Below are 17,050 nucleotides of genomic sequence, written 5' to 3'. Positions count from 1 at the left end.
GACCTGCCCGGTGTCACCCGGTGTCAGCCGCGCGAGCGCGTCACAGCGCGGTCCAGCCCCCGTCGACCGAAATCGTCGTGCCGGTGATCTGATCGGCGGCGGGCGAACACAGAAACACCGCTGTCCCGCCCAGCTGTTCCACGGTCGCGAATTGCTTGGACGGCTGGCGATCCAGCATCACCTTTTCGATCACCTCATCGCGGCCCATGCCGTGGGTCTTCATCTGGTCGGGGATCTGCGCCTCGACCAGCGGCGTCAGCACATAGCCCGGGCAGATCGCATTGGCGGTGATCGGCTCGCGCGCGGTTTCCAGCGCCACGGTCTTGGTCAGCCCCACGATGCCGTGCTTGGCCGCGACATAGGCCGCCTTGTAGGGCGAGGCCGTCAGCCCATGGGCCGAGGCGACATTGATGATCCGCCCCCAGCCGCGCGCGCGCATCCCCGGCAGCGCCGCCGCCGTCGTGTGGAAGGCCGAGGTCAGGTTGATCGCGATCACCGCATCCCATTTGTCCACCGGGAACTGGTCCAGCGGCGCGACATGCTGGATGCCGGCATTGTTCACCAGAATGTCGCAGCCCCCCGCCGCCTCGATCAGCGCGCGGCAGTCCGCCCCCTTGGACATGTCGGCCCGGATGTAGCGCGCGGCCACGCCGAATTCGGCCCCCAGCGCCTGCGCCAGGGCGTGATCCTCGGGGCGGTCGGTGAAGGAATTCAGCACCACATCCGCACCTGCGCGCGCCAGTTCGCGCGCGATGCCCAGCCCGATCCCGGAATTGGACCCGGTGATGATGGCGGTCTTGCCCTTCAGCGTCATGTCATCCTCCTCGTGACGGAATGGCCCGACAATAGCCGTTCGCGCGCCCGCGTCCATGCCCCGCCCCCCTGCGCCAGAAAATGGGGCGCCGGAAAATGGGGCGCCAAAATAGGGGCATAAAAAAACGCCCGCGCAAGGCGGGCGTTAAGTCATGAGGCAGGTTTCATACAGGCAAGAAACCTATCGAGCAGTGCGTCCTGTATACGCCCATGTTCGCGCCGCTCCAAGGGAAAAGTTTGCGCATCCCCCCCGGTCCCGTTAGCTTGACGCCTGAAAATACAGACAAACCGGGGATTGTTGCGATGATGCGAAGGGTGTTTTTCCGCGGCCTCAGGCTGGCGGCGCTGGCATTTGGCCCTGTGTTTCTTGGCCTGCCCGCGACCGCCGAGCCCACCGCCGCCCCCGCGCATGGCATTGCGATGTATGGCGCGCCGGCACTGCCCCCTGATTTCGCGCATCTGCCCTATGTCAACCCCGAGGCGCCCAAGGGCGGGCGAATCCGGATGGGCGAATCGGGCAGCTTCGATTCGCTCAACCCCTGGGTGCTGACCGGGCGCGCCGCGACGGGCATTTCCGCCTATGTCACCGAATCGCTGATGGGTCGCAGCCAGGACGAACCCTTCACCCTTTACGGCCTGCTGGCAGAAAGCGTGGCCACCGACCCGGCGCGGTCCTGGGTGGAATTCACCCTGCGCGAGGGCGCGCGCTTTTCCGATGGCAGCCCCGTCACCGTCGAGGATGTGATCTGGAGCTATCAGACCCTGGGCACCCAAGGTCACCCCCGCTATCAGAACGCCTGGGGCAAGATCGCCTCGGTCGAACAGACCGGGCCACGCTCGGTGCGTTTCACCTTTGCCGAACCCGACCGCGAACTGGCCCTGCTGATGGGCATGCGCCCGGTGCTGAAAAAGGCGCAATGGCAGGGCAAGGATTTCGCCAATGCGACGCAAGAGGTTCCGGTGGGGTCTGGCCCCTACATCATCGACCGGGTCGAGATGGGCAAATACATCAGCCTGCGCCGCAACCCTGACTGGTGGGGCCGTGATCTGCCCTTCAACCGCGGCCAGCACAATTTCGACGAACTGCGCTGGGATTATTTCGGCGATGGCGGCGTCGTGTTCGAGGCCTTCAAGGGCGGTGAAATCGACACCTGGCGCGAAACCAACGCCGCGAAATGGGCGCGCGATTATGGCTTTCCGGCGGTGACGCAAGGACGCGTGCTGAAATCGGAAATCCCGCATCAGCGCCCCTCGGGGATCGCGGGGCTGGTGTTCAACACCCGCCGCGCGGTCTTTGCCGATTGGCGCGTACGTGAGGCGCTGACGCTGGCCTTCAACTTCGAATTCATCAACGCCACGCTGAACGACGGATCGGACCCGCGCATCACGTCCTATTTTTCAAATTCTGCGCTGGGGATGCGCCCCGGCCCCGCCGAGGGCCGCGTGGCGCAGCTGCTGGAACCCTATGCGGCCGAGCTGATCCCCGGCGTGATCGAGGGCTATTCGTTGCCCCTGTCCGACGGGTCGGAACTGAACCGCGCCAATGCGCGCAAGGCGATGCGGCTGCTGGAAGAGGCGGGATGGTCGGTCGGGGCCGATGGCGTGCTGGCCGATGCGGCGGGCCGGCCCTTTCGCTTTGACATTCTGCTGATGCAGGGCGCGGCCGAGGTGCAATCGGTCGTCGACATCTATGTCGAGGCGCTGAAACGGCTGGGCATCTTCCCGACCGTGACCACGGTGGACGACGCCCAGTATCAGGCGCGCACCGGCAGCTATGATTTCGACATGGCCTGGTATACCCGCGCGCTGTCGCTGTCGCCGGGCAATGAACAGATGCTCTATTGGGGGGCGCGCGGCGTGACCGAACCGGGCAGCCGCAACTGGATGGGCATGAACGTGCCGGCCGCCGAGGCGATGATCCGGATCATGCTGGAAACCGACGATCCGGCGGAATTCACCGCCGCCACACGCGCGCTGGACCGGATCCTGACCGCGGGGCGCTATGTCATCCCGGGCTGGTATTCGCGCGTGTCGCGCATCGCACATATTCGTGAACTTCACTTCCCGCAAACGCTTCCGCTATACGGGGATTGGCCGGGCTTTCAGCCCGATGTCTGGTGGTATGAGGCCGAGCAATGAAGAAACTGTTTCTTGTCGCGATGATCGCCGTTCTTGCGGGCTGCAACACGGTTGCGGGCGTGGCGGAAGACGTCTCGTCGGGGGCGCGGTCGGTCCAGAGCTGGTTCTGATCCGATTTTGCTTGCACGCGCGCCACAGGGGCGCAAACTGAATGGCAATCAAGGGCCTGGGGGCGGCGACATCTGACCGCCCCCAGGCCATCACGGCCCGCAAGCGGAGGACCCCGATGAAATGGCATCACGTCCAGGAAAACTGGCCTGCCTTCTACGAGGCGATCATGGATCGCTGGCCCGAAGCCGATGAAAACGATCTGGACGGGATCGACGGCGACCAGCGCGCCTTCATCGCCTATATCGCCGAGCTGAACGGCCAGGAGCCCGCCGATGCGCGCGAAGAGATCCGCGAATGGCTGGCGGGCGAGCTGCCTTCGGATGTGGTGATGGACCCGCGCCATGATGACCATTCGATCCGGCTGTCGGCGAAATTCGTCGGCGAGGGTGAAGATGAATATGACGACGATTCGCGCTTTGGCGACGATCGCGACCGGGGCTGAGGCCGCGGTCTAGCCCAGAGGCGGGGCCAGGGGGGCGCTGCCCCCCTCGGGCTTGCGCCCTCACCCCCCGGGATATTTTCGCAAAGCCGAAGGGGCATGGGGGCGCAGGCCCCGTGCCGCGGGATGATCGGGCGAGGCTTGCAACCGCACGGGCCCGGGCGTAGCAGTAAGCATGCTTTCCGTTCATGCCGATCCCACCCCTGCCCCCCCCTGCCCCGCGCCCTTCAATCTGGCGGCCGAGGTGCTGGCGCGCGCACCCGATCTGGCCGAGAAATCCGCCATGCAGATCCTGCGGCCCACGGGGGCGGAACGCTGGTCCTATGCCCGGCTGGAGGCGGCGGTGCGCGGCGCGGGCAGCGGGCTTCTGGCCGCCGGATTGGTGCCGGGCGACCGGGTGTTGCTGCGGCTGGGCAATGTGCCGGAATTTCCGGTGGCCTTTCTGGGGGCGATCGCGGTGGGGCTGGTGCCGGTGCCGACATCATCACAACTGACCGGGCCCGAGATCACCGCCCTTGCGGCCGAAATCGCGCCCGCGGCGGTGATTGCAGGCGCGGGGATCGCCCTGCCCGATCATCCCGCGCGCGTCATTGATGCATCAGCCCTGCGCGGATTTGAGGCGCTGGCACCGGCGGACTATGCCATGGGTGATCCGGACCGGCTGGCCTATATGGTCTTTACCTCGGGCACATCGGGGCGACCGCGCGCGGTGATGCATGCCCATCGCGCGATCCGGGCGCGGCGGATGATGCATCAGGGCTGGTATGGCCTGACCGAGGCCGACCGGCTGTTGCATGCGGGCGCTTTCAACTGGACCTATACCCTTGGCACCGGGCTGATGGACCCCTGGTCGGTTGGCGCCACCGCACTGATCCCGGGGCCCGGGGTTGCGGTCGATCAGCTGGCGCTGTTGCTGCGCCGGTTCGATGCGACGCTGTTTGCCGCCGCACCGGGTGTCTTTCGGCAGATCCTGAAGGGTCACCGCCATCTGCCCCTGCCCCGGTTGCGCCACGGCCTGTCCGCGGGCGAGGCCCTGCCCGACAGCATCCGCGCGGCCTGGACCGCCGCGACCGGCACCCCGATCCACGAGGCGCTGGGCATGTCGGAATGTTCCACCTTCATCTCGGGCAGCCCGGCCCGGCCCGCGCCCGCAGGCTGCGCCGGCTATCCCCAGCCTGGACGCCATGTGGCGGTGCTGGGGGGCGATGGCGTGCCGGTGGCGCGTGGCCAGCCCGGCGTGCTGGCGGTGCATCGCACCGATCCGGGGCTGTTCCTGGGGTATTACGGGCAGGATGCGGAAACGAATGCGCGCTTTGCGGGCGATTGGTTCCTGACCGGCGACACCGTGTCGATGGACCCCGATGGCGCGATCCGCTACCTGGGCCGCGACGATGACATGATGAATGCCGGCGGCTACCGCGTCTCCCCGCTGGAGGTCGAGGCCGCGATCGCCCGCCACCCCGATGCGGGCGAAGTGGCTGCGATCGAGATCCGCGTGAAGGCCGATGCCAGCGTCATCGCCGCCTGCTACACCGGCCCCGCCACGCCCGAGGCCCTGCAGGCCCATGCCGAAACCTGTCTGGCGCGCTACAAGCAGCCGCGCCTGTTCCGCCCCGTGGCAGAACTTCCGAAAAACCCCAATGGCAAGCTGAACCGCCGCGCGCTGCGCGAGCGGTTTGCCGCGCTGTGATCGCCATCGGGGCTGATGTGTCGAAAGGACCAAGATGATCGCGCTTGATATTTTTGCAGACCCCGTCTGCCCCTGGTGCCTGATCGGCAAGGCCCGGCTGGACCGCGCGCTGGAGGCCCGGCCCGATCATCCCTTTGCCATCGCCTGGCACCCGTTTCAGCTGAACCCGACGATGCCACCGCAGGGCATGGATCGCGCCGCCTATCTTGAGGCGAAGTTTGGCCGTGAGGCCGCCGCGCGCGCCTATGTCCAGGTGCTTGATGCCGCGGCCGAGGCCGGGATCACCCTGGATCTGGCCCGCGTGACGCGGATGCCCAACACCACGGATGCCCATCGGATGATCCATTGGGCCGGGCTTGAAGGCCGCCAAAGCGCGATGATCAGCGCGCTGATGCGCGCCTATTGGCGCGAGGGGCGCGACATTGGCGATGCCGAAACGCTGGCCGATCTGGGGGCCGAGGTCGGGATGGACCGCGCCGTCGTCGCGCGGCTTCTGGCCAGTGACGCCGACCGCGACACCATCGCCGCGCGCGAAACCCATGCCCGCGAACGCGGCATCCGCGCGGTGCCGACCTTCATCATCGCCGACACCCATGTCGTCGAAGGCGCCCAGCCCACGGATCTGTGGCTGCAGGTCATCGACGAGCTGGCCGGGCCAGGCGCATGACCGACCCGCGCCGCCTGTCGCTGCCCGAATTCACCGCGATGCTGGCGATGCTGTTTGCCACCATCGCCTTTTCCATCGATGCGATGCTGCCCGCCCTGCCCCAGATCGGGGCCGAGCTTTCGCCCGATGCGATCAACCGCGCGCAGCTGATCCTGACCGCCTTCATGCTGGGCATGGGCCTTGGCACCTTTCTGGCGGGGCCGATTTCGGATGCGGTGGGGCGCAAGGCAACGATCACGGCGGCATTCACCATCTATATCGGCGCGGCGATCTGGGCGGTTCATGCCCAGACACTGGACAGCCTGCTGGCCGCGCGCTTCGTCCAGGGCCTGGGCGCGGCGGGCCCACGGATCGTGTCGCTGGCGCTGGTGCGTGACCTTTACAAGGGCCGCGAGATGGCGCGCGTCACCTCGATCGTGATGATGATCTTCATCCTGGTGCCCGCGATCGCGCCCTCGCTGGGCCAGCTGATCATGGGGGTCACCGGCTGGCGGGGAATCTTCTGGGCCTTCGTGATCTTTGCTGCCCTGGGCATGACCTGGCTGAACCTCCGCCAGCCGGAAACCCTGCCCCGCCCGATGCGCCGCCCGCTGCGGCCCGCCCCGCTGTGGTCGGCCCTGCGCGAAGTGCTCCTCCACCCTGAGGTGCGGCTTTACACGCTGGTGATGACGCTGGGCTACGGGCAGATGTTCGCGCTGCTGTCGGCAGCCCCGCAGTTGTTTGCCGCCTACGGCCAGGGGCCGGCCTTTGCGCAATGGTTCGCGCTGATGGCGCTGCTGTCGGGCACGGGCACGGTGCTGAACGCGCGCTTCGTGGTGCGGCTGGGGATGCGGCGGATCGTGATCGCGGCCTACCGGATGCAGGTGATCGCGGCCGGGCTGATGCTGGTGGGCCTGATCCTGGGCCTGCCCACGGGCGCCCCCGCCTTCGCGGCCGTGTTTGTCTGGTGCGTATCGCTGTTTTTTATGGCGGGCGTGACGTTTGGTAATCTGAACGCGCTGGCGATGCAGCAGATGGGCCATATCGCGGGCATGGCGGCCTCGGTCGTCTCGGCGGTCTCGACGGTGCTGGCGGTGGCGCTGGCTGCGCCGATCGGGCTGGCCTTTTCCGGCACGGCGATGCCGCTGGTTCTGGGCGCGCTGATCTGTTCGGGTCTGGCCTGGGCCCTGATGCGGCGCACGATCGAGGCCACCTGACGGCGCCCCCTTCTTCTTGGCCCAAATACTCCCGCCGGAGGCATCCGCCCCCGCCACGGGCGCGCGGGGCGATCAGCGCGCCCCGGCCTTCTTGCCCGCCACCACCTTTTCCGCCAGATCGCGCGCGATGGCAAAGGCGCCCTTGATCCGCTCGGCATCGGTGCCCCAGTCGCGCCGCACCACGACCTTGTTGCCCTGGATCTTCGCCGTGTCGCGCTGCGCGGTCAGATATTCCACCAAACCGGCGGGGTTGGGGAACTTGTCCAGCTGGAACTGCACGGTCGCCCCTTTCGGCCCCGCATCCATCCGCGCGATATGGGCGCGCTTGCACATGGCCTTGATCCGCACCACCAGCAACAGCGTGTTCACCTCTTTCGGCAGGGGGCCGAAACGGTCGATCAGCTCGGCGGCAAAGCCTTCCAGCTCGACCTTGGTCGTCAGGCCCGACAGCCGGCGATACAGGCCCAGCCGCACGTCCAGATCGGGGATATAGGCCTCGGGGATCAAGACCGGCACGCCCAGGTTGATCTGCGGCGACCATTCGCCCTCACCCGCGGTTTCGGTCAGCTCGCCCGATTTCAGCTTGGCGATCGTTTCTTCCAGCATCGCCTGATAAAGCTCATACCCCACTTCCTTGATATGGCCCGATTGTTCCTCGCCCAGCAGGTTGCCCGCGCCGCGCAAGTCCAGGTCCTGGCTGGCCAGGGTGAACCCCGCGCCCAGGCTGTCAAGACTGCCCAGAAGCCGCAGCCGTTTCGTCGCTTGCGGCGTCAGCGGCAGGCGCGGCTTGGTGGTCAGATAGCAATAGGCCCGGGTCTTGGCCCGGCCCACCCGGCCGCGGATCTGATACAGCTGGCTTAGCCCGAACATATCGGCGCGGTGGATGATCATGGTGTTGGCGGTCGGAATATCCAGACCCGATTCCACGATGGTCGTGGCCAGCAACACATCATATTTGCCATCGTAAAAGGCGTTCATCCGGTCGTCGAGTTCCCCCGCCGCCATCTGCCCATGCGCCACGATAAAACTGACCTCGGGGACATGGGCGCGCAGGAAGTCCTCGATTTCCGCCAGATCGGTGATGCGCGGCACCACGTAGAAGCTTTGCCCGCCGCGGTAATGTTCGCGCAACAGCGCTTCGCGGATCGTGACCGCGTCGAATTCCGACACATAGGTGCGGATCGCCAGACGGTCGACCGGCGGCGTGCCGATGATCGACAGGTCGCGCACGCCCGTCAGGCTTAGCTGCAAGGTGCGCGGGATCGGGGTTGCGGTCAGCGTCAGCACGTGGATTTCGCTGCGCATCTCCTTCAGCCGTTCCTTGTGGGAAACGCCGAAGTGCTGTTCCTCGTCAATAATCAGCAGGCCGAGGTTGTGGAACCGCACCCCCTTGGCCAGCACCGCATGGGTGCCGATGACAATATCGACCGAGCCATCGGCCAGCCCCTCACGCGTCTTCGTGGCCTCTTTGGCGGACACAAAGCGCGACAGCGGACGCACGGTGATCGCGGTGCCGCGGAAACGCTCGGCAAAGGTCTTGTAGTGCTGGCGCGCCAGCAGCGTGGTCGGCGCGATCACCGCCACCTGCACGCCGGATTGCGCCGCGACAAAGGCCGCGCGCATCGCCACCTCGGTCTTGCCAAAGCCCACATCGCCCACGATCAGCCGGTCCATCGGGTTGCCGGCGGCCAGATCGGCCACCACATCCTCGATCGCGGCCATCTGGTCGTCGGTCTCGGTATAGGGGAAGCGGGCGGCGAAGGATTCCCATTCGTGATGCGGGGCTTCCAGGATCGGGGCGGCGCGCAGGTGGCGTTCGGCCGCGATCCGCATCAGACGGTCGGCGATCTGGCGGATGCGTTCCTTCAGCCGCGCCTTCTTGGCCTGCCAGGCCCCGCCGCCCAGCTTGTCCAGAAGCCCCTCTTCATGGCCGTAACGGCTGAGCAATTCGATGTTTTCTACCGGCAGAAACAACCGGTCGCCGCCCGCATATTCCAGCGCCACGCAATCATGCGGCGCACCAAGGGCGGTGATGGTTTCCAACCCCTTGTAACGCCCGACCCCGTGATCGACATGAACCACCAGATCGCCGGGCGACAGGCTTTGCGCCTCGGTCAGGAAGTTGTCGGCCTTGCGCTTCTTGCGCGGGCTGCGGATCAGCCGGTCGCCCAGCACATCCTGTTCGGAAATGACGGTCAGGCCCTCGGCTTCAAAGCCCTGATCCAGCGGCCAGATCGCAAGGCCAAGGCCCTTGATGGCGCGCGCATCGCTGATCGGGGTGGCGCCCGAAAGCCCCTCATCCTCCAAAAGGCCCTTCAGCCGTTCACGCGCACCTTCCGACCAGGACGCGATGACCACATCGCCCTGTTGAAGTCGCGCTTGAACATGGTCTTTCAAGGCCCCAAAAAGGCTTAGGTTTTCCTGTTGACGTTCGGGCGAGAAGGACCGCCCGATCCGCCCGCCAGCATCCAGAACCCCCGGGCCCGGCGGCGCGCGCAGCACCTGCAGGCGCACCACCCGACGCGCGGCCAGCGCCCCGGCCCAACCCGCCTGATCCAGATACAAAAGATCGGGTGGCGCGGGTTTATAGACCGTATCGACCCGGTCGCGGCGCGTCATCGCCTCGCGCCGGGTATCATATTGATCCGCAATGCTGTCCCAGCGCGCCTGACGCTGCGGCTCGATCTGGTCATCCAGCATCACGGATGCCGCGGGCAGATAGTCGAAGATCGTTTCCAGCCGGTCGTGGAAAAAGCCCAGCCAATGTTCCATGCCCGCATGTTTGCGGCCCGCGCTGACGGCTTCATACAGCGGGTCTTCCGCCCCGCCCGCGCCGAATTCCACGCGGTAGTTCTGCCGGAACCGGGTGATCGAGGCCTCATCCAGGATCACCTCGGACACCGGGGCCAGTTCCACCGCCGTCAGCTTTTCCGTGGTGCGCTGGCTGACCGGATCGAACCGGCGCGCGCCGTCCAGCACATCGCCGAACAGATCCAGCCGCACCGGCCCGCCTTCGCCCGGCGGGAAAATGTCGATGATCCCGCCGCGCACCGCGTAATCGCCGGGTTCGGACACGGTCGAGGCCGGGCTGAACCCCATCCGCACCAGGAAATTCTTCAGCCCCGCCTCATCGATGCGCCCGCCGACTTTGGCGGTGAAACTGGACGCCGCCAGAACCGATCGCGCCGGCACCCGCTGCATCGCCGACGACAGCGTGGTCAACAGGACGAAAGGCCCCGGCACCCCCGCCTGCAGCGCCGCCAGCGTGGCCATCCGCGTGGCCGAAATGTCGGGGTTGGGCGAGACGCGATCATAGGGCAGGCAGTCCCAGGCCGGAAAGCTCAGCACCACGGCCTCAGGCGCAAAGAAGGCCAGCGCGGCGCGCATCGCCTCTAGCCGGCGGTCGTCGCGTGCGACGTGAATGACCGGGCGACCGCGGGCCAGTTCGCGCGCCACCAGTTTCGCATCAAAGCCCTCGGGGGCGCCGGAAAGAAGAACGTGATCCATCATCGCCCCGAGGTATCCGCCTGCAAGCCGAAGTCAACCCGTCGTCGGACGTGCGGGCTATTGAAAGCTGGCAATGCGCAGGTTTTGCAGCATTCCCCAGAAGGCGGTGACCGTAATCGCCAGCATTCCCACCCCCTGCACCATCAGCCGATGGCGGATCAGCGCGCGCGCCAGCGCCGCGGGCGGCAGGGTGCCTGCGGCCAGCGGGGCCTCAAGGCGGTGGGCGGCGCGCAGGCTCAGCACCGCGACCAGGGTCATCGGCGCCAGGATCAGAAAGATGGCTTGCGCGAATTCGACCCGATACTGAAACCCCAACAGCCCCAGCGAGGTCAGCGCAAACCCCGCCACCATCGCCAGCGCGATCCCGCCCTGACGCCCAAAGCGCAACAGCCGCGCGACATGCAGCCGCGTCATATCCACCAGCTGCGCCCCGGCCTCATCCCCCGCGCCCGCATCGGCGCGTCTGCGGCGCACGCGCAGCACCATGTCGAAGGGCACCCCCAGCACCCAATGCGAGGCCATCGACCAGCACGCGGCCAGCGCGATCCAATACCACAGGCTTCGAAAAGATCGCATGTCGATCAGGTTGAAGATCGTTTCGGTCACGCTCACGGGCGGGGTTCCTTGCTGCTCTGGCGCCAGATTAGACCGATTGTGCGGCCCGCGAAACTGCCTTCGCGCGACAATCCCCACCCCATTGCCCCCCTTGAGCCGCGCGCCGATCCATGCGACCCAAGACCAAGCCACCCCGAACGCCAGATCCCAGCGGAGCGAAGCCATGCACCCGATCCTGCCCCCCTTCCCCCAGACCCGCCTGCGCCGGATGCGCCGCACGCCTGCGCTGCGCGATCTGGCCCAGGAACATCGGCTAAGCGTCAAGGATCTGATCTGGCCGATTTTCATCACCGATGTGCCCGGCGCGGATATTGAGGTTTCCTCGATGCCGGGCGTCGTGCGGCGCACACTTGATGGCGCGCTGCGCGCCGCCGAAGAGGCGGCAGAACTGGGCATCCCGGCGATCTGCCTCTTTCCCTATACCGATCCCGCGCTGAAGACCGAGACCTGCGAAGAGGCCTGGAACCCCGACAACCTGTCCAACCGGGTGATCCGCGCGATCAAGGCCCGCGTGCCCGAGGTCGCGATCATGACCGATATCGCGCTGGACCCCTATAACGCCAACGGCCATGACGGGCTGGTGAAGGATGGCGTGATCCTGAACGACGAAACCGTTGAATGCCTTGTGAAAATGGCGCTGGCCCAGGCCGATGCGGGGGCCGATATCCTGGGCCCGTCCGACATGATGGATGGCCGTATCGGCGCGATGCGCGCCGCGCTGGAGGCGGCCGGCCACACCGATGTGACGATCCTCAGCTATGCCGCGAAATATGCCAGCGCCTTCTATGGCCCGTTCCGCGATGCGGTGGGCGCGTCGGGCGCGCTGAAGGGTGACAAGAAGACCTATCAGATGAACCCCGCCAATGCCGACGAGGCCCTGCGTCTGGTCGCGCGCGATCTGTCCGAAGGGGCGGATATGGTGATGGTCAAACCCGGCATGCCCTATCTGGACATCTGCCGGCGCGTGAAGGACGCCTTTGGCGTGCCGACCTTTGCCTATCAGGTTTCCGGCGAATACGCGATGATCGCGGGGGCGGCGCGCAATGGCTGGGTGAACGGGCCGCAGGTGATGATGGAAAGCCTGCTGGCCTTCAAACGCGCGGGCTGCGACGGGGTTCTGACCTATTTCGCCCCGGATGCCGCGCGCGCCCTGCGGGCGGGCTAGGCCGGCGGGCTTTGGCCGGGCCGGGTCAAGACCAAGTGACAGAACCCTTTTTCTGCCCTATAGATAGTGTGTAACGGGCCGCAACAAGGCCCGATGATTGAGCGGAGCAGCAACATGACACAGATTTCCAGACGAAGCCTTCTGGCGATGGGCGGCGCGGGTCTTGGGCTTGCGGCCTGTGGCAATGGCATCGGCAATCAGGGCGCGGCGCGGCTGGATGCGCGGGTGGATGCCACCCGCGACTATCTGCTGCAGCGCTATCCCGGCACGCAGGAACTGATGAGCAAGGCCACCGGTGTGCTGTATATGCCGCTGATGACCGAGGCGAGCTTTGGCTTTGGGGCCGCCTATGGGCAAGGCGCGCTGCGCATCAACAATGTGACGGTGGATTACTATTCCGCGGCCTCGGCCTCGGTCGGGTTCCAGATCGGCGCGCAGCAATATGCCCATGCGCTGTTCTTCATGACGCCCGAGGCGCTGGCCGATTTCCGCCGGGCCGATGGTTGGGAACTGGGCGCGGATGCGCGCTACGCCTTGCCCGACCGCGGCGGCGCGATCGGCGCGGCCACCACCACGGCCCTGGCCCCCGTGATCGCGCTGGTCTTTGGTCAAGCGGGCCTGATCGCCGGCGCCAGCCTTGCGGGCACGAAATATACCCGCATCATTCCGTAAGGATTTCAAGATGATGGCGCGCGACCTTCGCGCGCCGCATCAACACGGTCAGCCGCCCAGGATCACGCGGACGTAATTCGTCGTCTCGCGGTAAGGCGGGATGCCGCCGTGCTTGGCCACCGCCTCGGGGCCCGCGTTATAGGCCGCCAGCGCCAGACGCCAATCGCCGAAGCGGTCATACATCATCCGCAGATAGCGCGCGCCGCCTTCCAGGTTCTGGCGCGGATCGTTCGCATCCACCCCCAGCTTGGCCGCCGTGCCCGGCATCAGCTGCGCCAGCCCCATCGCCCCCTTGTGCGACCGCGCCCCGGCATTCCAGCCCGATTCCTGCTGTACCAGGCGCAGGAACAGATCCTCGGGGATGCCATGCTTGATCGCCGCCGCGCGCGCTATCGACAGATATTCCCCGCGATAGCGCCCCGCATAGCCCGGGATCGCGACCGTATCGGTCCCGGCCCGCGCAGCTTTCGGCTTCAGCCGGTCCGAGGCGGAATATTGCGACGCCAGCCGCGTATCCAGAAGCCGGGTCTGGTTGCGAAACAGCGTCTGACGCGATTTCGACGACGCCCCCGTCAGCGACAGCCCTTCGGCCCGCGCCACACCCGAACCGACCACAGGCGCCAGCCCGATGACCAGCCCCAGAAGCACCACGCCCGACACTTTGCGCATCTCGCCCCCCGTCCGATACCTTTACCGTCCGAAACCGCTACGGAACGGGCCGCACTATACCCCGATCCGCGCGCCGTGGGAAGCACCGGCCCGGGGCCCTTTTTTACCCCGGACAGGTGCTCTATACCGAACGCTTGGGGCGGATTCGGCACAGCCGGTCCGCCAGGGCACATGACCGTTGCGGAGGAATGCATGGCGGGTTCGGTGAACAAGGTGATTCTGGTCGGCAATCTGGGCCGCGACCCCGAGGTGCGTTCCTTCCCCAATGGCGGCAAGGTCTGCAACCTGCGCATCGCGACCTCGGAAAACTGGCGCGACAAGGCCACGGGCGAGCGCAAGGAACGCACCGAATGGCATTCGGTCGCGATCTTTTCCGAACCGCTGGCCCGCATCGCCGAACAATATCTGCGCAAGGGGTCCAAGGTCTATATCGAGGGCCAGCTTGAAACCCGCAAATGGCAGGATCAGTCCGGTGCCGACCGCTACACCACCGAAATCGTGCTGCGCCCCTATCGCGGCGAGCTGACGCTGCTTGACGGGCGCGATGGCGGCGGTCAGGGCGGCGGCTATGGCCAGGGTGGTGGTGGCGGCTATGAGGATCCGCAAGGTGGCTATGGCGGCGGTCAGGGCGGCTATGGCGGTGGCGGGCAACAGGGCGGCGGCGGCGGTCGTCGCTCGGACATGGATGACGAAATCCCGTTCTGATGCCCCGCCCATCCGGCCCGCCGGCGCCTGCCACGGCGCCGGGCGCGCCATTGAGGGGGCCACGTCATGGACTGTCTGATCATCAATATCGCCACGGCGACAGGCCGGATGGCCTTCATGGCGCGCCAGATGGATGCGCTGGGACTGTCGTTCCGGCGCGTTGAGGCCATCACCCCCGACCGGCTGGCCGGATCGGGGGACGCGCGCTTTTGGGACAGCTGGGAACGACCGTTGAAGGATACGGAAAAAGCCTGTTTTCTTAGCCATGTGGCGACCTGGCGCCAGGTCGCGGCGGGGGATGGACCGGCGCTGGTCCTGGAAGATGACGCCCTGTTGTCTCGCGCGACGCCGGATGTGCTGAAGGCCTGCGAAACCTTGTCCGGGGTCGATCACCTGACGCTGGAGGTGCGCAAGCGCAAGAAGATCGTCGCGACGACCGGACAGGCGCTGAACGGCCGGCATCGCCTGCTGCGGCTCTATCAGGATCGCAGCGGGGCGGCGGCCTATGTCCTGTGGCCCACGGGCGCCCGCAAGCTGTTGAACCGCGCCCAGACCCAGGCCGCCCTGGCCGATGCGATGATCTGCCAGGCCCATGACCTGACCAGTTTTCAGGTCGAGCCCGCCTGCGCGGTGCAACTTGACCGCGCCGCCGCCTACGGTATCGCGGTCGCGGTCAGCACAAAGTCGCAGATCGATGCAGGCGCACCGGCGCCCCAGACCCGATCGTTGCGATTCCGGATGCGCCGCATCATGGCCCAACTGCGCATGGGGCTGCGCGCGATCCGGCATGGCGCGCATGCCCGGCGGCGCCAGATCAGCCTTGAAACCGGCGATTTCCCTGTTCCGGACCTTGGACCACTGGGCTAGGACGTTTCCCACCAACGGGTCTTGTCACGGCGATGCAGCGCGCGGAACCGCGCGAAGACCGTATCCTCGGTCTGCAGACGGGACCATATGTCCCGCAGGATCGGGCCGACCGGCTCGATCGCCGTGAAGGGCTCCATCCGCCAGACCATGTTGCGCAACGTATCATCGGTTCCGACGGTAAAACACGACAGCCCCTCGAACAGGGGGACCAGCCGGTCCTGCAGATGCGCCACCCGGTCCTGATCCACGGTGGCATCGGACGCATGGGTCAGATATCGTTCGCTTTCAAACATCTTGACCGAATTGACCAGAACCGAGGCCATCATCGCCACCGCGCGCACGGACGCGTCATCATCATGTTCGGCAAAGGTGTCCGTGGCCGAGATCAACCACCGCAGGTTCAGATGCGCGCGCAGAAACGCGCCCTCCTCCAGCCATAACTGGCGGAACTTCCGGTAGGTCGCGGCCACATCATGGCCGCGCCGGATCAGAACGATCAATTCGGCATGGTAGAACAGGATCTCGGACTGCCCCGAGAATTCGCGCCGCAAATTCTGCAGATGCTGGTCCAGCGCCTTGCTGGCCCCCCGGGTCTGAACCGGCGCGCCGGCGTCGATGATCCTGGCCTTCAGCGCCGCCAGATCGGCCGATGCCACCGCATGCCGCCGCGCGCCCCAGCGCTTGCGATGCTGGTTCCACGACAGAAAGCGGCGAAGCCGTCCGGGTTTTTTCCTCATACCGTGAACCTGTCCCCTTGCATGCGGCGTCCCTGCCGCGGTCGCCGGCCGGAAGCCATCACTCAAACAGCGCATCCACCGACAGATCCAGATCGAACCGATAGCGCTGCAAGGCGTCGCGGAAGGCCTGCGATATGTCATCCGATCCGCGTTCATTCTCATTGCGTTTCGACGCATCCACAAAGCTTTTAAGCTGACGCGAGGCCTGTTTCTGGTCGATCAGCGGGCGGATCTTCTTGCCTCGCGGGTAGAAGAACAGCCGATCCCGCAGATCCCGGATCCAGGGTCGCGGAAACCGGAAGATCCCGTCATTCAGCCACAGGCTCGACATCGCCATCTTGCCCGCCGTGCGATACCAGGCAAGCGTCAGCAGGACCTGGTCCCAGACATGCGGGTTCTGGGCGCAAAGCGCGGCCCAGTCGCGCACCAGCGCGCCCGCGGCCTCGGTCTTGCCCAGATAGACGAACCCTGCCAAATCATACCAGCCATGCCGCCGCACCACGGCAAAGTCGAAAGGGTTGTCAAAGACAATGCCCGGCGGGCGCAGGATTTCGGCATCCGCATCGATCCAGCAGACCGGCCCGTCGTGGCTGTGCCAGACCTCAGATATGAACCTGGACTTGAGCCCGGTATTCGCCACCCAGCTGCCCCGCGACTCGATCGGCTCGATGCGATGGGGCAGGCCAAAGCGGTCAAGAGACCGGCGCAACTGATCGGCCAGCGCCTCATAGGGGGTGTTGGTGGTGTAATAGGAAATGAACAGCGGCGGCGTCTTGCGGGGCGCCTCGACCAGGGCGATCTCACGCGCCAAATCACTGATGGCGACCTGATCGCCACCCAGCGGATCGCGCAGATGGGCAATCACCCGCCCGCCGGGGGCAATCTGCTCTGCCACGCCCTGCCAGCGGATGCCGTCGCGGCCCAGAAACGCCTTGCAGGCCTCATGTTCCATCACGCAGCCCCCTGTTGCAGCCCCTCACGCCGCGACCAAATCGCATGGACCGGGGCCAAGCGCAATCACAAGCCGCCCAGCCCGCCCTACCGCACGACCCTGCAGG

General features: G+C 66.4%; 16 protein-coding genes. 10 read left to right on the top strand and 6 right to left on the bottom strand.

Annotation, left to right across the window (positions count from 1 at the left end; genetic code table 11):
• Window positions 1-40 precede the first annotated feature (40 nt).
• Window positions 41-814 carry a 3-hydroxybutyrate dehydrogenase gene (locus tag MXB90_RS02920; protein WP_250040838.1) on the bottom strand — a complete coding sequence of 258 codons (774 nt, stop codon included), beginning with the start codon at window positions 812-814 and terminating at the stop codon, window positions 41-43.
• A gap of 305 nt (window positions 815-1,119) precedes the next feature.
• Here MXB90_RS02920 and MXB90_RS02915 point away from each other — a divergent pair, with 305 nt between their 5' ends.
• The 6 genes from MXB90_RS02915 (at window position 1,120) to MXB90_RS02890 (ending at window position 7,055) form a co-directional block, all read left to right on the top strand.
• On the top strand, window positions 1,120-2,952 hold the full coding sequence (locus tag MXB90_RS02915) for an extracellular solute-binding protein (protein WP_250040837.1): 1,833 nt from the start codon (window positions 1,120-1,122) through the stop codon (window positions 2,950-2,952).
• Entirely contained in the window at window positions 2,949-3,062 is a 114-nt protein-coding gene (locus MXB90_RS02910) for an entericidin EcnA/B family protein (RefSeq protein WP_250040835.1), read from the top strand. Before MXB90_RS02915 ends, MXB90_RS02910 begins: the two co-directional genes overlap by 4 nt.
• A gap of 116 nt (window positions 3,063-3,178) precedes the next feature.
• Window positions 3,179-3,505, top strand: coding sequence for a hypothetical protein (locus MXB90_RS02905; RefSeq protein ID WP_250040833.1), 327 nt, complete (start codon window positions 3,179-3,181; stop codon window positions 3,503-3,505).
• A gap of 172 nt (window positions 3,506-3,677) precedes the next feature.
• Complete coding sequence (locus MXB90_RS02900; RefSeq protein WP_250040831.1) at window positions 3,678-5,192, top strand: class I adenylate-forming enzyme family protein; 1,515 nt, start codon at window positions 3,678-3,680, stop codon at window positions 5,190-5,192.
• Window positions 5,193-5,226: 34 nt separating this feature from the next.
• Entirely contained in the window at window positions 5,227-5,859 is a 633-nt protein-coding gene (locus MXB90_RS02895; RefSeq protein ID WP_250040828.1) for a DsbA family oxidoreductase, read from the top strand.
• Complete coding sequence (locus tag MXB90_RS02890) at window positions 5,856-7,055, top strand: MFS transporter (RefSeq protein WP_250040826.1); 1,200 nt, start codon at window positions 5,856-5,858, stop codon at window positions 7,053-7,055. The genes MXB90_RS02895 and MXB90_RS02890 overlap by 4 nt, the downstream gene beginning before the upstream one ends.
• Before the next feature lie 72 nt (window positions 7,056-7,127).
• Here MXB90_RS02890 and mfd read toward each other — a convergent pair whose 3' ends face one another.
• Together mfd and MXB90_RS02880 are read right to left on the bottom strand one after the other, a co-directional pair.
• On the bottom strand, window positions 7,128-10,562 hold the full coding sequence (mfd, locus tag MXB90_RS02885) for a transcription-repair coupling factor (RefSeq protein WP_250040824.1): 3,435 nt from the start codon (window positions 10,560-10,562) through the stop codon (window positions 7,128-7,130).
• Between the two features lie 57 nt (window positions 10,563-10,619).
• Window positions 10,620-11,174 carry a component of SufBCD complex gene (locus tag MXB90_RS02880; RefSeq protein WP_250040823.1) on the bottom strand — a complete coding sequence of 185 codons (555 nt, stop codon included), beginning with the start codon at window positions 11,172-11,174 and terminating at the stop codon, window positions 10,620-10,622.
• 166 nt (window positions 11,175-11,340) lie between these two features.
• On the opposite strand from MXB90_RS02880, the gene hemB reads away from it, so the two are divergent.
• Together hemB and MXB90_RS02870 are read left to right on the top strand one after the other, a co-directional pair.
• Window positions 11,341-12,342, top strand: a complete 1,002-nt coding sequence (hemB, locus tag MXB90_RS02875) for a porphobilinogen synthase (protein ID WP_250040822.1) — start codon at window positions 11,341-11,343, stop codon at window positions 12,340-12,342.
• A 114-nt stretch (window positions 12,343-12,456) separates the two neighbouring features.
• Window positions 12,457-13,014 carry a lipid-binding SYLF domain-containing protein gene (locus MXB90_RS02870; protein ID WP_250040821.1) on the top strand — a complete coding sequence of 186 codons (558 nt, stop codon included), beginning with the start codon at window positions 12,457-12,459 and terminating at the stop codon, window positions 13,012-13,014.
• A gap of 48 nt (window positions 13,015-13,062) precedes the next feature.
• Here MXB90_RS02870 and MXB90_RS02865 read toward each other — a convergent pair whose 3' ends face one another.
• Window positions 13,063-13,683 (bottom strand): lytic transglycosylase domain-containing protein, encoded by a 621-nt coding sequence (locus MXB90_RS02865; protein ID WP_250040820.1) that lies wholly within the window; start codon window positions 13,681-13,683, stop codon window positions 13,063-13,065.
• A gap of 192 nt (window positions 13,684-13,875) precedes the next feature.
• Here MXB90_RS02865 and ssb point away from each other — a divergent pair, with 192 nt between their 5' ends.
• A complete protein-coding gene (ssb, locus tag MXB90_RS02860) occupies window positions 13,876-14,388 on the top strand; it encodes a single-stranded DNA-binding protein (protein ID WP_250041113.1) in 513 nt (170 codons plus the stop codon).
• Between the two features lie 66 nt (window positions 14,389-14,454).
• The gene (locus MXB90_RS02855; protein WP_250040819.1) at window positions 14,455-15,255 is read left to right on the top strand and encodes a glycosyltransferase family 25 protein; all 801 of its coding nucleotides are present in this window, start codon (window positions 14,455-14,457) and stop codon (window positions 15,253-15,255) included.
• Here the strand turns inward: MXB90_RS02855 and MXB90_RS02850 are convergent.
• Together MXB90_RS02850 and MXB90_RS02845 are read right to left on the bottom strand one after the other, a co-directional pair.
• On the bottom strand, window positions 15,252-15,992 hold the full coding sequence (locus MXB90_RS02850; protein ID WP_250040817.1) for a hypothetical protein: 741 nt from the start codon (window positions 15,990-15,992) through the stop codon (window positions 15,252-15,254). The genes MXB90_RS02855 and MXB90_RS02850 overlap by 4 nt on opposite strands.
• Window positions 15,993-16,050: 58 nt before the next feature.
• Window positions 16,051-16,944: a hypothetical protein gene (locus tag MXB90_RS02845; RefSeq protein ID WP_250040815.1), complete on the bottom strand. Its 894-nt coding sequence runs from the start codon at window positions 16,942-16,944 to the stop codon at window positions 16,051-16,053.
• Window positions 16,945-17,050: the final 106 nt, after the last annotated feature.

This window comes from Phaeovulum molybdatiresistens (assembly GCF_023544865.1).
Taxonomy (GTDB): Bacteria; Pseudomonadota; Alphaproteobacteria; order Rhodobacterales; family Rhodobacteraceae; genus Pontitalea.
Note: the sequence above shows the minus strand (reverse complement) of the source record. Positions and strands in the feature narration are given on the sequence as shown.

Excerpts from the sequence above, each read along its gene's own strand:
- MXB90_RS02915 (WP_250040837.1), top strand. The coding sequence starts at position 1,120 with ATGCGAAGGGTGTTTTTCCGCGGCCTCAGGCTGGCGGCGCTGGCATTT.
- MXB90_RS02845 (WP_250040815.1), bottom strand. The coding sequence starts at position 16,944 with ATGGAACATGAGGCCTGCAAGGCGTTTCTGGGCCGCGACGGCATCCGC.
- MXB90_RS02910 (WP_250040835.1), top strand. The coding sequence starts at position 2,949 with ATGAAGAAACTGTTTCTTGTCGCGATGATCGCCGTTCTTGCGGGCTGC.
- MXB90_RS02865 (WP_250040820.1), bottom strand. The coding sequence starts at position 13,683 with ATGCGCAAAGTGTCGGGCGTGGTGCTTCTGGGGCTGGTCATCGGGCTG.
- mfd (WP_250040824.1), bottom strand. The coding sequence starts at position 10,562 with ATGGATCACGTTCTTCTTTCCGGCGCCCCCGAGGGCTTTGATGCGAAA.
- MXB90_RS02895 (WP_250040828.1), top strand. The coding sequence starts at position 5,227 with ATGATCGCGCTTGATATTTTTGCAGACCCCGTCTGCCCCTGGTGCCTG.
- MXB90_RS02855 (WP_250040819.1), top strand. The coding sequence starts at position 14,455 with ATGGACTGTCTGATCATCAATATCGCCACGGCGACAGGCCGGATGGCC.
- MXB90_RS02920 (WP_250040838.1), bottom strand. The coding sequence starts at position 814 with ATGACGCTGAAGGGCAAGACCGCCATCATCACCGGGTCCAATTCCGGG.
- MXB90_RS02905 (WP_250040833.1), top strand. The coding sequence starts at position 3,179 with ATGAAATGGCATCACGTCCAGGAAAACTGGCCTGCCTTCTACGAGGCG.
- ssb (WP_250041113.1), top strand. The coding sequence starts at position 13,876 with ATGGCGGGTTCGGTGAACAAGGTGATTCTGGTCGGCAATCTGGGCCGC.
- MXB90_RS02850 (WP_250040817.1), bottom strand. The coding sequence starts at position 15,992 with ATGAGGAAAAAACCCGGACGGCTTCGCCGCTTTCTGTCGTGGAACCAG.
- hemB (WP_250040822.1), top strand. The coding sequence starts at position 11,341 with ATGCACCCGATCCTGCCCCCCTTCCCCCAGACCCGCCTGCGCCGGATG.
- MXB90_RS02900 (WP_250040831.1), top strand. The coding sequence starts at position 3,678 with ATGCTTTCCGTTCATGCCGATCCCACCCCTGCCCCCCCCTGCCCCGCG.
- MXB90_RS02890 (WP_250040826.1), top strand. The coding sequence starts at position 5,856 with ATGACCGACCCGCGCCGCCTGTCGCTGCCCGAATTCACCGCGATGCTG.
- MXB90_RS02870 (WP_250040821.1), top strand. The coding sequence starts at position 12,457 with ATGACACAGATTTCCAGACGAAGCCTTCTGGCGATGGGCGGCGCGGGT.